The organism is Peribacillus sp. R9-11, assembly GCF_031345095.1.
GTDB classification, from domain to species: Bacteria; Bacillota; Bacilli; order Bacillales; family DSM-1321; genus Peribacillus; species Peribacillus butanolivorans.
Genome location: NZ_CP133763.1, coordinates 1,847,695 through 1,861,651 on the forward strand (window position 1 = coordinate 1,847,695; position 13,957 = coordinate 1,861,651).

The 13,957-nt window shown below is 40.0% G+C and carries 11 protein-coding genes; all 11 read left to right on the top strand.

What is annotated here, in order from left to right; genetic code table 11:
- Positions 1–3 precede the first annotated feature (3 nt).
- The 11 genes from frr to RE409_RS08995 all read left to right on the top strand — a co-directional run bounded on the left by frr (position 4) and on the right by RE409_RS08995 (position 13,957).
- Positions 4–561, top strand: coding sequence for a ribosome recycling factor (gene frr / locus RE409_RS08945; RefSeq protein WP_201181410.1), 558 nt, complete (start codon positions 4–6; stop codon positions 559–561).
- A gap of 394 nt (positions 562–955) precedes the next feature.
- Positions 956–1,729 carry an undecaprenyl pyrophosphate synthase gene (locus RE409_RS08950; protein WP_056526832.1) on the top strand — a complete coding sequence of 258 codons (774 nt, stop codon included), beginning with the start codon at positions 956–958 and terminating at the stop codon, positions 1,727–1,729.
- Between the two features lie 25 nt (positions 1,730–1,754).
- Positions 1,755–2,552, top strand: a complete 798-nt coding sequence (locus tag RE409_RS08955; protein WP_056527103.1) for a phosphatidate cytidylyltransferase — start codon at positions 1,755–1,757, stop codon at positions 2,550–2,552.
- Between the two features lie 49 nt (positions 2,553–2,601).
- Positions 2,602–3,762 (top strand): 1-deoxy-D-xylulose-5-phosphate reductoisomerase, encoded by a 1,161-nt coding sequence (dxr, locus tag RE409_RS08960; RefSeq protein WP_201181407.1) that lies wholly within the window; start codon positions 2,602–2,604, stop codon positions 3,760–3,762.
- Positions 3,763–3,769: 7 nt separating this feature from the next.
- Positions 3,770–5,038 (top strand): RIP metalloprotease RseP, encoded by a 1,269-nt coding sequence (gene rseP / locus RE409_RS08965; protein WP_201181405.1) that lies wholly within the window; start codon positions 3,770–3,772, stop codon positions 5,036–5,038.
- Between the two features lie 281 nt (positions 5,039–5,319).
- The gene (locus RE409_RS08970; protein WP_201181403.1) at positions 5,320–7,020 is read left to right on the top strand and encodes a proline--tRNA ligase; all 1,701 of its coding nucleotides are present in this window, start codon (positions 5,320–5,322) and stop codon (positions 7,018–7,020) included.
- Positions 7,021–7,191: 171 nt separating this feature from the next.
- Positions 7,192–11,514 carry a PolC-type DNA polymerase III gene (locus RE409_RS08975; protein WP_201181402.1) on the top strand — a complete coding sequence of 1,441 codons (4,323 nt, stop codon included), beginning with the start codon at positions 7,192–7,194 and terminating at the stop codon, positions 11,512–11,514.
- Positions 11,515–11,706: 192 nt separating this feature from the next.
- Positions 11,707–12,180 carry a ribosome maturation factor RimP gene (rimP, locus tag RE409_RS08980; protein WP_053345358.1) on the top strand — a complete coding sequence of 158 codons (474 nt, stop codon included), beginning with the start codon at positions 11,707–11,709 and terminating at the stop codon, positions 12,178–12,180.
- Positions 12,181–12,222: 42 nt separating this feature from the next.
- The gene (nusA, locus tag RE409_RS08985) at positions 12,223–13,353 is read left to right on the top strand and encodes a transcription termination factor NusA (RefSeq protein WP_053345359.1); all 1,131 of its coding nucleotides are present in this window, start codon (positions 12,223–12,225) and stop codon (positions 13,351–13,353) included.
- Between the two features lie 18 nt (positions 13,354–13,371).
- The gene (gene rnpM / locus RE409_RS08990; protein WP_053345360.1) at positions 13,372–13,647 is read left to right on the top strand and encodes an RNase P modulator RnpM; all 276 of its coding nucleotides are present in this window, start codon (positions 13,372–13,374) and stop codon (positions 13,645–13,647) included.
- Between the two features lie 4 nt (positions 13,648–13,651).
- On the top strand, positions 13,652–13,957 hold the full coding sequence (locus RE409_RS08995; RefSeq protein ID WP_056526846.1) for a YlxQ family RNA-binding protein: 306 nt from the start codon (positions 13,652–13,654) through the stop codon (positions 13,955–13,957).

Consider the following 13,957-nt stretch of genomic DNA (forward strand, 5'->3'; position numbering starts at 1 on the left):
AAGATGCCGAAACAAGTTATTTCAAATGCGAAAACGAAAATGGAAAAAGCCATTGGAGCTTACACACGTGAATTAGCCAGCATCCGTGCCGGCAGGGCGAATGCCTCGTTGCTAGATAGAATATCTATTGATTATTATGGTTCTCCAACCCCGATTAATCAGCTTGCTGGTATTTCTGTACCGGAAGCTAGACTTTTAGTGATTCAGCCTTATGACAAAACCGTCTTAGGTGAGATTGAAAAAGCGATTTTGAAATCTGACTTAGGTTTAAATCCTTCCAATGATGGATCAATCATCCGTATTGCCATTCCTGCGTTAACTGAAGAACGTAGAAAAGAGCTTGTGAAGGTTGTCAAGAAAGAAGCGGAAGAAGCGAAAATAGCAGTCCGTAATGTTCGTCGCGATGGTAATGACGATTTGAAAAAACTTGAAAAAAATGGTGAAATCACTGAAGATGATTTACGCGGCTATGCTGATGACATCCAAAAGATGACTGATGGCAATATCACGAAAATCGATGAGATTACGAAAGATAAAGAAAAAGAAATTTTGGAAGTATAATCTCTTCTTAAAATATAAAATAAAGAGGGCCGAATCCATACTGGTCATGTCTTAGTTCTAACATATAGGTGTGCTAAAAAGAGAAAACTGTTATAATAAGGTTTCTCCGATAATGATTACGCCTTGAGTTAGTAAGCTGCATGCAAACGTTGGAGGTGGTCCTTTTTTGTATTTTTCATTGCAAATGATAAACTGTTTTTAGAAAAAAGAAGTGATAATTTCTCCCCTTCTGACTTCTAATTAAGAATTTTTTTTCATAATAATATGAGAACAAGTTTTTTTTTGATATTATAATAAAGATTCTGTTCTTTTTCGCAGAAAGCTTGATATACATAGAGCGCGAATATTTTTAACTTTGTAGAGAGATAAGTACAACCTAATGGGGGACTAACATATGTATTCACTATGGAAGCGTTTCGTTAAAAAAGATGCTTCTTCCGATGTAACAAATAGGATTCAGCATATTAAGAAGTTTGATGTTCCTCAACATATTGCCATTATTATGGATGGAAACGGCCGTTGGGCCAAAAAGCGTGCACTGCCACGCGTGGCCGGTCATCATGAAGGAATGAAAACCGTTCGTAAAATTACGAAAGTAGCCAATAAATTAGGAGTAAAAACATTAACCGTCTATGCGTTCTCCACTGAAAATTGGAAACGTCCGAAAAGTGAAGTCGACTTTTTAATGAAGCTTCCTCAGGAATTTCTCGGGACCTTTTTACCTGAGCTTATTTCTGAAAATGTAAGAGTAGAGACGATTGGCGACTTGTCTCTCATCCCGTCACATACTCAAAATGCCGTTAAACGGGCAATGGAAGATACTAAGAATAATGATGGGATGATTTTAAACTTTGCTCTAAACTACGGAAGCCGCGGAGAAATCGTAACCGCAGTGAATAGCATCGTTCATGATGTTAAGAATGGTATAATAAAGGAAAATGTTTCGGAGGAAATACTGACAAGTTACTTAATGACTAAGCATTTGTCAGATCCAGATTTACTAATTCGCACAAGCGGTGAAATCCGTTTAAGTAATTTCATGCTATGGCAGGCGGCTTATACAGAGCTATGGTTTACAGATGTATTATGGCCGGATTTTAGTGAAGAGCATTTATTGCAGGCAGTTGAGGAGTATCAAAAGCGTTCACGAAGATTCGGTGGCGTTTAATGTAGAAGGCGAGGAAAATGGAATAATGAAACAGCGAATTATTACGGCGGTCGTTGCTGCCGCTATCTTCATTCCAATAGTTATTTTAGGGGGAATTCCCTTTTTACTGCTGGTATATCTGCTAGCGTCCATTGGTTTGTATGAACTGATGAAAATGAAAAATATGCGTGTGGTCTCTTTTGAAGCGATTCTTTCACATATCTTGTTGTGGGTACTTTTACTACCCAATGAAAATACCGCTTTTTTAGCCAATATTAATTACGATAAAGTCCAAATTTTCTTAATGGGCGTTTTACTGCTACTTCTTTATACAGTCGTTTCAAAAAATCGTTTTACTTTTGATGACGCAGGCTTTTTAGTGATCACGATCCTATACCTAGGCATGGGATTCTACTATCTATTTGAAACACGTGATTCGTTGGGTCTGGGTCTGATATATATATTGCTTGCATTATTTACGATTTGGGCAACCGATTCAGGAGCATACTTTATCGGTAAGTCACTAGGTAAAAGAAAGTTATGGCCTGAAATCAGTCCAAATAAAACGGTGGAGGGATTTTTCGGAGGGATATTCTCCGCGTTGATAGTGGGTGTGCTATTTTATGTTTTCTCTTCCCTCGACTATACATTATTACAATTGTTATTGATTTCTTTAATCATTGCGATTTTCGGCCAATTGGGAGATCTCGTTCAATCGGCTTATAAACGTCATTATGGGGTAAAGGATTCAGGGAAGCTTCTTCCAGGTCATGGAGGAATTTTGGACAGGCTTGATAGTTTGATATTTATTTTACCGATTTTGCATTTATTGCATGTATTATAATACAAATAAAGGCATAGGCAAGTGTTATATAAATTAGGAGATGAACAATTTGAAATATATCAGCCTTTTGGGTGCAACAGGTTCGATTGGCCAACAAACAGCGGATGTAGTGAGGGCTCATCCTGATCAATTCAAAATAGTGGCGCTTTCAGCCGGGAAAAATATAGAATTGGTCAGAACTTACATACAAGAGTTTGAACCGAAACTTGTTTCAGTACAGACTAAAGAGGATTATCATGTTTTAAAAAGTGAATTCTTCAGCAAAAAAGATATCGAGTTCATGTACGGAGATGAAGGACTGACCGCTGTTGCTGTTTATGATCAAGCTACAATATTAGTCAATGCCGTCATCGGAAGCGTAGGACTCTATCCAACTTTACAGGCAATAAAGGCTAAAAAGGATATTGCAATCGCCAATAAGGAGACACTGGTGACTGCAGGTCATTTGGTCATAAATGAAGCTAAAAAAGCTGGAGTTAGATTACTCCCTGTTGATAGTGAGCACTCAGCGATTTTCCAGGCGTTACAGGGTGAAAAGGAAAAGAATATCGAACGTCTAGTCATTACTGCATCAGGCGGAAGCTTCCGGGATCGTACCCGAGAAGAATTGAAAGGTGTAACGGTGGAAGAGGCCCTAAACCATCCGAACTGGTCAATGGGTGCTAAAATTACGGTAGACTCCGCTTCGATGATGAATAAGGGGTTGGAAGTCATTGAAGCCCACTGGCTATTCGATCTTCCTTACGATAAAATTGATGTATTGCTACATAAGGAGAGTATCATCCATTCCATGGTTGAATTTCATGATTCCAGTGTGATTGCCCAACTGGGCACACCCGATATGCGCGTACCGATTCAATATGCACTTACTTATCCAGACCGTCTGCCACTCGTGGGGCGTAAACGTCTGAACTTGGCTGATGCAGGGAAACTTCATTTTAGCGATATGGATTTCACCAGATATCCTTGTTTGCAATTTGCCTATGAAGCAGGTAAAATGGGCGGAACAATGACAACGGTTTTGAATGCAGCCAATGAAGCAGCAGTAGCTGCATTTTTATCTGGAAAGGTATCATTCCTGGAAATTGAGACTTTGATTGAAAAAGCGCTGAATCAGCATTCTGTCATAACACTTCCGGATTTAGAAACCATTCAGGAAGTAGATTTAATGACAAGGCAGTATATAGAATCTTTAGTGAAAGATAGGTGACCGGAACATGCAGACTTTAGAAACGATTATAGCGTTCATTATCATATTCGGTGCTCTTGTATTTTTCCATGAGCTTGGACACTTAGTGTTTGCAAAGCGTGCCGGAATTTTATGCCGTGAGTTCGCAATCGGTTTCGGACCAAAAGTATTCACGTATAAAAAGAAGGAAACCGTTTATACGATTCGCCTGCTTCCTCTAGGTGGGTATGTGCGTATGGCTGGCGAAGATGCTGAAAATATTGAGCTGAAGCCGGGTTATCGCGTAGGATTAATTTTTGATAATGAAGAGTATGTTACAAAAATCATTTTGAACAATAAAGATAAATATCCTGATATCCGGCTTGTTGAAGTAGAAGTGATCGACCTTGATCACAAACTGATTCTTACAGGTTATGAAGAGGGAGAGGAAGATACGTTAAAAACCTTTACCATTCATAAAGAAGCGGTAATCGTTGAAAATGGTGTGGAAAATCAGATTGCACCTTATGACCGACAATTTGCCTCAAAGTCGCTTGGACACCGCTTCCTTACGATTGTAGCTGGGCCAGCGATGAACTTTGTTTTGGCGTTTGTCATTTTTGTGTTGATTGGTTTGTTTCAAGGGGTTGTTGTGGATGAAGCAAAACTCGGTGAACTGACTGCGGATGGTTCGGCTATAAATGCCGGGTTAAAATCTGGGGATGTTATTCAATCGATTGAGGGAGCAGAAGTCTCATCTTGGGGAGATGTTCAGGAAAGCATACAAAAAAACCCTGGACAAGAAATAGAGTTTGTCGTTGATAGGGACGGGAAAACATTAGAAGTACCCGTTGTTCCTCAAGAAGTGAAGAGAGATGGCAAGAAAATTGGAATTATCGGTGTCTACCCTCCAGTTGAAAAAGCACCGATTAAAGCAATACAATACGGTTTTACCGAAACATATTTTTGGACAAAACAGATCTTTATTATTCTTGGTGACCTTGTAACGGGCGGCTTTACGATCGACAGTCTATCAGGCCCTGTAGGAATCTATAAATCCACAGAAGAAGTTGCAAAACAAGGTATATTCACGTTGATGAAATGGGCAGGACTGCTCAGCATTAACCTAGGAATTATGAACCTTCTTCCATTACCAGCGTTGGATGGAGGAAGACTGCTATTCTTCGTGGTAGAATTCTTAAGAGGAAAACCAATTGACCGCCAAAAAGAAGGAATGGTTCACTTTATCGGGTTTGCATTGCTGATGTTGTTAATGATTGTCGTTACTTGGAATGACATCCAGCGATTCTTCTTATAAAACATGTTCGAATAAGGTATAACAGGCCAGCAGAATTATCTGTTGGCTGTTTCTAATCATGGGAATGGAAATCACCATTTTCTTAAGTTTTTTAAACGTTTTGGGGAAATAGTTTGTTTTCTAAGTAAATCGTAAGTATAATCGAGAATGAGTATATTAAATCAGCTTTTCTGAATATCTCAGAAAGTCTTTTTTTGTATTATATGACCGTATAAAAGCTACGGTATGTAATTATCCGTGGCGGCAGTTTAATTTAAAGGAATTATTGAAGAGGTGCAGATATGAAACAAAGTATGACGTTAATCCCTACATTGAGAGAAGTACCTGCAGATGCAGAAATTAAAAGTCATCAGCTTTTATTACGTGCAGGATTTATGAGACAAAATTCCAGTGGGGTATATAGTTTCATGCCGCTTGGGAAAAAGGTGCTTCAAAAGGTTGAAGCCATTGTTCGGGAAGAGATGGATAATGCTGGTGCAGTTGAGCTATTAATGCCTGCTTTACAACAAGCGGAATTCTGGCAGGAATCTGGACGCTGGTATACATATGGTCCAGAGTTGATGCGTTTGAAGGACCGCAACAACCGTGAATTTGCGCTTGGTGCCACACATGAAGAAGTGATTACAAGCCTAGTTCGTGATGAAGTGAAGTCTTACAAGCGTCTTCCTTTAACAGTATACCAAATTCAAACGAAATTCCGTGACGAAAAGAGGCCGCGCTTTGGATTGTTGCGTGGACGTGAATTTATCATGAAAGATGCTTATTCTTTCCATGCTAATCAAGAAAGCCTTGATGCTGTTTATAAAAAATTATATGCGGCGTATGCAAATGTATTTAGCCGCTGCGGTCTTGATTTCCGTGCGGTCATTGCCGATTCAGGAGCTATGGGTGGAAAAGATACACATGAATTCATGGTCCTATCTGAAATAGGGGAAGATACAATTGCCTATTCAGATACGTCTGATTATGCAGCTAATATTGAAATGGCACCAGTAAGTGTGAACTATGAAAAAAGTTCAGAAGCACAGGGTGCACTTGAAAAAATTCATACACCTGGGCAAAAATCAATCGAGGAAGTAGCAACATTCTTAAAAACGGATGCTACGAAGTTGATTAAATCGTTGTTGTTTAAAGTGGATGAAAAATATGTGCTCGTATTGGTGCGCGGTGATCATGAAGTCAATGATATTAAGTTGAAGAATTTCTATAACGCATCAGTCGTAGAAATGGCAGATCCAATCGAGACGAAAGAGGTTTTAGGCTGTGCAATTGGTTCTCTAGGACCAATCAATGTCACTTCTGACGTAGAAGTGATTGCGGATGTTGCTATCGAAGTAATGGTCAATGGAATCTGTGGTGCAAATGATGAAGACTACCATTATGTGAATGTAAATCCAGACCGTGATTTTAATGTAGCCAACTATTTGGATCTTCGTTTTATTCAAGAGGGTGACCCATCACCGGATGGAAACGGAAAAATTCAATTTGCTAAAGGTATTGAGGTTGGTCACGTATTCAAGCTTGGGACAAAATATTCCGAAGCGATGAACGCGACCTTCCTTGATGAAAATGGACGATCACAGCCGATGATCATGGGTTGTTACGGAATTGGTGTATCTCGCACACTTGCAGCTGTAGCCGAGCAATTCAACGATGAAAAAGGATTGGTTTGGCCAGTGAACTTAGCGCCATACCAAGTTCATTTGATTCCAATTAATATGAAGGATGAAGCGCAGTCTGCACTTTCAGAAGAATTGTATAATGATTTTAAAACACAAGGCTTGGAAGTTCTGATGGATGATCGTCAAGAACGTGCCGGTGTTAAATTTGCTGATTCAGACTTAATTGGACTTCCTGTCCGTGTAACAGTCGGTAAAAAGGCTTCAGAGGGAATTGTCGAAGTGAAAATCCGTAAAACTGGTGAGGTTCTTGAAATTGAAAGAGCTGAACTAACTCAAAAACTTCGCGAAATATTAGGATAATTATTTTGAAAAATAGCGAAGGGAGGCATCATTCAATTGAATGATGCTTTTCCTTTTCCTACATTTAGATACTCGTGAAAGGTACGTGTTATGTTATAATAACCACTGATATTAGAGTGGAAATAATAATGAATAAAATCTTAAGAGATAGTAGATAAGGGGAGAGAGGAAATGGATCAAAATCCTAATAGCGGTAGAGAGAGATTTCAACTCTTGCTCCAGCAGATGGACTTGACTGAGGATGCCTTTGTGAACTTTTTCATTGGTGCCGAAATTGATAAGCTCTCAATTGAGAGAGAGTCCAAAACATGGCATTTTGCCTTTAATATACCTGCGTTAATTCCTTGCAGTGTTCATACAAGACTTGCTACTCAATTAGCAAGTACCTTCGCCCATATTGCGAAGGTCTCATTCACTTTGAATGTAGCTAACCCGCAAGTGACCGAACAATTAGTTAAAGAGTATTGGAAAAACTGCATAGGCGAGCTTCAAGGCATGTCTCCAGCTCTATTGTCACTACTAAATGAGCAAGAGCCTACAGTAAACGGATATAAAATTATCGTAAGTGCACGAAATGATACTGAGGCCGGTCAGTTGAAACGAAAATACTCTGGACTCATTTCGAATATCTATCAAACGTTTGGTTTCCCTCCACTGACTCTTGATGCGGAAGTAAAGGAAACAGTTTCGAATCCTGATTATCAGAAGTTTTTGGAAGAGAAACAAAAGGAAGACGCGGAAAAGGGGCTTGCTGCCCTAGTGGAAATGCAGAAGAAAGAATCGGAAAAAGGTGGAGACGATGGCGTCTACGAAGGACCTGTTAAGATTGGTTATACGATTAAAGAAGATGCTGATTTCCGAAGAATTGAACAGATTATCGATGAAGAGCGGAGAATTGCAATTGAGGGCTTCGTATTTGATGCGGAAGTCCGAGAGCTTCGCAGTGGCCGTAGCTTACTGACGTTCAAAGTGACGGATTATACCAGCTCAATATTAGTCAAAATGTTTTCACGTGATAAAGAAGATGCCGCAATTCTTGCCCGTGTGAAAAAGGGAATGTGGGTACGTGCTCAAGGTAGCATTCAAAATGATACATTTGTACGGGATTTGGTTATGATTGCAAATGATATAAATGAAATCTCTAAACAGGGTCGACAGGACAAGGCTCCTGAAGGGGAAAAGCGGGTCGAACTGCATATGCATACTCCGATGAGTTCTATGGATGCGGTGACACCGACTTCTGCCCTTATTGCCCAGGCAGCCAAGTGGGGGCATAAGGCTGTTGCCATCACGGATCATGCAGGTGCCCAATCATTCCCTGAAGCTTATAGTGCCGGGAAAAAGAATGACATTAAAATTCTTTACGGCGTCGAAGTGAATCTTGTAAACGACGGCGTGCCGGTTGTCTATAATGAGGCGCATATTGCATTGGCTGATGCCACCTATGTCGTGTTTGATGTAGAAACGACAGGACTGTCTGCCGTTTATGATACGATAATTGAATTTGCTGCAGTAAAAATTCGTGATGGGGACATTATTGATCGATTCGAGTCATTTGCGAATCCTCATCATCCGTTATCCAATACGACCATAGATTTGACGGGAATCACTGATGATCTTGTAGAAAATGCTCCAGAAGTCTCGGAAGTACTCGAAAAGTTCAGGAATTGGGCAGGAGATGCCATACTCGTTGCTCATAACGCGACATTTGATATGGGCTTTTTGAATATAGGTTATAAAAACATGGGATATCCTAAGGCAGCGAATCCAGTTCTGGACACATTGGAACTAGCCCGATTTTTATATCCGGAGTTTAAAAACCATCGTTTAAATACATTATGTAAAAAGTTCGATATCGATTTGACTCAGCATCATAGGGCCATATATGATGCCGAAGCTACAGGCTATCTTATGTTGAAGATGCTAAAGGATGCGATGGAAAAAGACATTACCCATCATGATCAGCTAAATGACAATATGGGTAAAGGAAATGCTTATCAGCGTTCCCGTCCGTCCCATTGTACGCTGATTGCGCAAACACAGGCTGGTTTAAAAAACCTTTTTAAATTAATTTCGATATCACATATTGATTATTATTATCGTGTACCTCGGTTACCGCGTTCCCAACTTAAAAAGTATCGTGAAGGAATTCTCGTTGGATCCGGATGTGATAAAGGGGAAGTTTTTGAAGGGATGATGCAAAAGGGTTTTGAGGAAGTCATAGATATCGCTGAATTTTACGATTATCTTGAAATTCATCCGAAGGAAGTATACCAGCATTTGATTGAGCTTGAATATATCAGGGATGATAAATCGTTAGAAACAATCATCACAAATATCGTCAAGCTTGGTGAGAAATTGGATAAGCCTGTCGTTGCCACAGGGAATGTTCATTATTTGGACCCAAACGACAAAATTTACCGTAAAATCCTTGTGAATTCACAAGGTGGAGCGAACCCGCTGAATCGTCATAAGCTGCCGGATGTACATTTCCGGACAACTGATGATATGCTGAGGGCCTTCTCATTCCTTGGTTCTGAGAAAGCCAAAGAAGTTGTGGTAACTAACACGAATAAAATCGCTGATATGATAGATGAAATCAAGCCTATCAAGGATGAGTTATACACGCCTAAAATTGAAGGCGCAGAAGAAGAGATGCGTGAGATGAGTTACGGCATGGCAAAGAAGATATACGGAGAGAACCTGCCGGAAATCGTAGAAGCTCGTCTTGAAAAAGAATTGAAAAGCATCATTGGCCATGGATTTGCCGTTATTTATTTGATTTCTCACAAACTAGTTAAAAAATCTTTGAATGATGGATATCTCGTGGGATCACGGGGGTCGGTGGGATCTTCGTTCGTTGCAACGATGACTGAAATTACTGAGGTAAACCCACTGCCGCCGCATTATGTGTGTCCAACGTGTAAAAAATCGGAATTCTTCAATGATGGTTCTGTGGGTTCTGGATTTGACCTGCCAGATAAAGACTGTCCAGATTGCGGCATTGCTTATACAAAAGACGGACATGATATCCCGTTTGAAACCTTCCTTGGCTTTAAAGGGGATAAGGTTCCTGATATTGACTTGAACTTCTCCGGTGAATATCAGCCGAAGGCCCATAACTATACTAAGGTCTTGTTTGGAGAAGAGTATGTTTACCGCGCTGGAACGATTGGTACGGTAGCTGAAAAAACGGCGTATGGCTATGTAAAAGGTTATTCTACCGACAATAATATCCATATGCGGGGAGCTGAGACTGACCGTCTTGTTGCTGGATGTACAGGAGTAAAACGGACTACTGGACAGCATCCAGGTGGAATCATCGTTGTTCCGGATTACATGGATATTTATGATTTCACACCTATTCAGTTCCCAGCGGATGACCGAACTTCCGAGTGGAAAACGACTCATTTTGATTTCCATTCAATTCACGATAATATTTTAAAACTTGATATTCTTGGTCACGATGATCCGACTGTGATCAGGATGCTTCAGGATTTGAGCGGCATCGATCCAAAAACGGTTCCGACAGACGATCCTGAAGTAATGAAAATATTCAGTAGTACCGAATCATTAGGAGTAACCGAAGATCAAATTATGTGTAAAACTGGAACGCTAGGTATTCCCGAATTTGGTACGCGTTTTGTTAGGCAGATGCTTGAAGACACGAAACCTACAACATTTTCCGAGCTTGTCCAGATATCCGGATTATCTCATGGTACCGATGTATGGTTGAGTAATGCACAGGAGCTGATTCACAACCGAATATGTACACTTAGCGAAGTTATCGGTTGTCGGGATGATATTATGGTCTATCTGATTTATCAAGGGCTCGATCCTTCTCTGGCGTTTAAAATTATGGAATCAGTACGTAAAGGGAAAGGGCTCTCCGAGGAATTCGAAGCAGAAATGAGAAAAAATGAGGTGCCGGAATGGTATATCGATTCATGTAAAAAGATTAAATACATGTTCCCGAAAGCCCATGCTGCAGCTTATGTATTAATGGCTGTCAGGATTGCTTATTTTAAAGTGCATTTACCTTTATTATATTATGCCGCTTATTTCACAGTTCGTGCCGATGATTTTGAAATCGATGCGATGACGCGGGGATCTCAGGCGATCAAAACTAAGATTGAAGAAATCAATGTAAAAGGATTGGATGCTTCTACTAAGGAAAAGAATACATTGACGGTTCTTGAACTTGCCTTAGAAATGTGTGAGCGCGGATACAGCTTTGCTAAGGTGGATTTGTATAAATCTAGTGCAGACCAATTCATAATTGAAGGTAACACGTTGATTCCACCATTCAATTCAATACCAGGTCTTGGAACAAATGCGGCCATCAATATCGTTAATGCACGTAAGAATGGAGAATTCCTCTCGAAAGAAGATTTACAACAGCGAGGGAAAGTATCCAAGACTATTCTTGAATACCTTGATAAACAAGGCTGTCTAGAGTCTCTGCCTGAACAAAATCAGTTATCTTTATTTTAAAAGAGAAGCTGATGATAAAAAGGAAGAAACAGACATGATATTTGCATAAATATCTTGATTATGGTATATTTTTATTGGAAATACTAAGAGGAACCAATGGCAAGAGTGGGGAAACCCACTCTTTCGTGTTGTATTGACCATTTATTTTGAATCCGAAACCAAGCGCATACAACGCACGTATGGAGGAAACAAATGAGTAAAAAGGTAACGGAAGTTGTAGAAGAATTAGCATTACCAATTCTTGAAGAATTGCAGCTTGAATTAGTTGAAGTGGAGTATGTGAAGGAAGGTAAAAGCTGGTTCCTTCGAGTTTACATTGATAAAGAAACAGGCGTAGATCTTGAAGATTGCGGAAAAGCGAGTGAAAAGCTCAGTGAAAAGCTTGATGAAGTTGATCCAATTCCACAAATTTATTTTCTCGAAGTTTCATCTCCCGGAGCTGAAAGGCCTCTGAAAAAAGAGAAAGATTTCCTTAATGCTATCGGTAAAAATGTTTACATAAAAACATACGAGCCCATTTTAGATGAAAAAGAATTTGAAGGAATCTTAACCAGCTTCGATGGGAACGAAGTGACGCTTGAAATCAAAATCAAGACAAGAAAGAAAACAATCGTCATTCCATACGAAAAGGTAGCCAAAGCAAGATTGGCGATTACCTTCTCTTAAGTCAAGCAAATCAATAATTAAATATCCGTAAGGGGGATCACCATGGGCAATGAGTTATTGGATGCTCTCTATATTTTAGAAAACGAAAAAGGAATTTCCAGGGAAGTTTTAATCGATGCGATTGAGGCTGCTCTTATATCGGCATATCGTCGTAACTTTAACCAAGCGCAAAATGTGCGTATCGATTTGAATCTTGGTAAAGGAACAATGCGTGTATTTGCCAGAAAAGACGTTGTAGATGAAGTATTCGATTCACGTCTGGAAATTTCTGTTGAAGAAGCAAGAGCGATTGATCCCAACTACCAGCTAGAGGATATTGTCGAAATGGAAGTAACGCCAAAAGATTTCGGCCGCATTGCTGCACAAACAGCGAAGCAAGTTGTTACTCAAAGAGTGCGTGAAGCAGAGCGCGGCATCATTTATGCTGAATTCATTGATCGCGAAGAGGATATCATGACAGGGATTGTTCAACGTCAGGATTCTCGATTTATCTATGTGAGTCTAGGTAAAATCGAAGCATTGCTTCCAGTCAATGAACAAATGCCTAATGAGCAGTATAAACCTCATGATCGTATTAAAGTTTTTATCACAAAAGTTGAAAAGACGTCCAAGGGGCCGCAAATTTTTGTATCCCGTTCACATCCTGGACTTTTAAAACGTTTATTCGAAATCGAAGTGCCTGAAATTTTTGATGGAACAGTAGAAATTAAGTCAGTTGCTCGTGAAGCAGGTGACCGTTCAAAAATCTCCGTGCACTCTGAAAACGAAGAAGTCGATCCGGTCGGTTCCTGCGTAGGCCAAAAGGGACAACGTGTCCAGGCCATCGTCAATGAATTAAAAGGTGAAAAAATCGATATCGTTAAATGGTCGGAAAATCCGGTTATCTTTGTTGCGAATGCTTTAAGCCCTTCAAAAGTACTTGAAGTTATCGTAAAAGAAGAAGAAAAGGCGACAACTGTAATCGTTCCGGACTATCAGCTTTCACTTGCAATTGGTAAGCGTGGACAAAATGCTCGCTTAGCTGCCAAACTTACTGGTTGGAAAATTGATATCAAGAGTGAAACAGAAGCCCGTGAAGCGGGTATTTACCCGGTTGAAGAACAGGAATTCCTTTTAAGCAGGGATAGCTATGTGAATGAAGAGGATATAGATTTCGAAGAGGATAACGAGTAAATTTAGAGGTGAAAAAAGATGAATAGCCGAAAAAAAATCCCGATGCGTAAATGTGTGGCCACAGGCGAAATGAAGCCGAAGAAAGAACTCATACGTATCGTTCGATCTAAAGAAGGGGAAGTCAGCCTTGATCCGACCGGAAAAAAATCGGGAAGGGGAGCTTATTTGACTCTTGATCGGGATGTTATCGAGCTGGCCAAAAAGAAAAATGTGCTGGCTAATCACCTTAGTACCCAAATCGATTCCTCCCTTTATGAACAATTGCTTGAATTAGTGAATAAGGAGAAATACTAACACCATGACCCAACAACAACAATGGATGTCTCTATTAGGTTTGGCCAATCGAGCACGCAAGCTAATTTCGGGTGAAGAATTAGTGGTTAAAGAGATTAGAAGCGGTAATGCCAAAGTTGTTATTTTATCCGCGGACGCTTCAAAAAACACTGAAAAAAAAATATCTGATAAGTGCGCATTTTATCAGGTTCCTTTAAAAAGAGTCGAAAGCAGGTCTATGCTCGGCCATGCGATTGGTAAGGAAGCTAGAGTTGCCGTCGCAGTTCTGGATGAAGGTTTTGCACAAAAACTCCGAACGCTGCTCGATTAA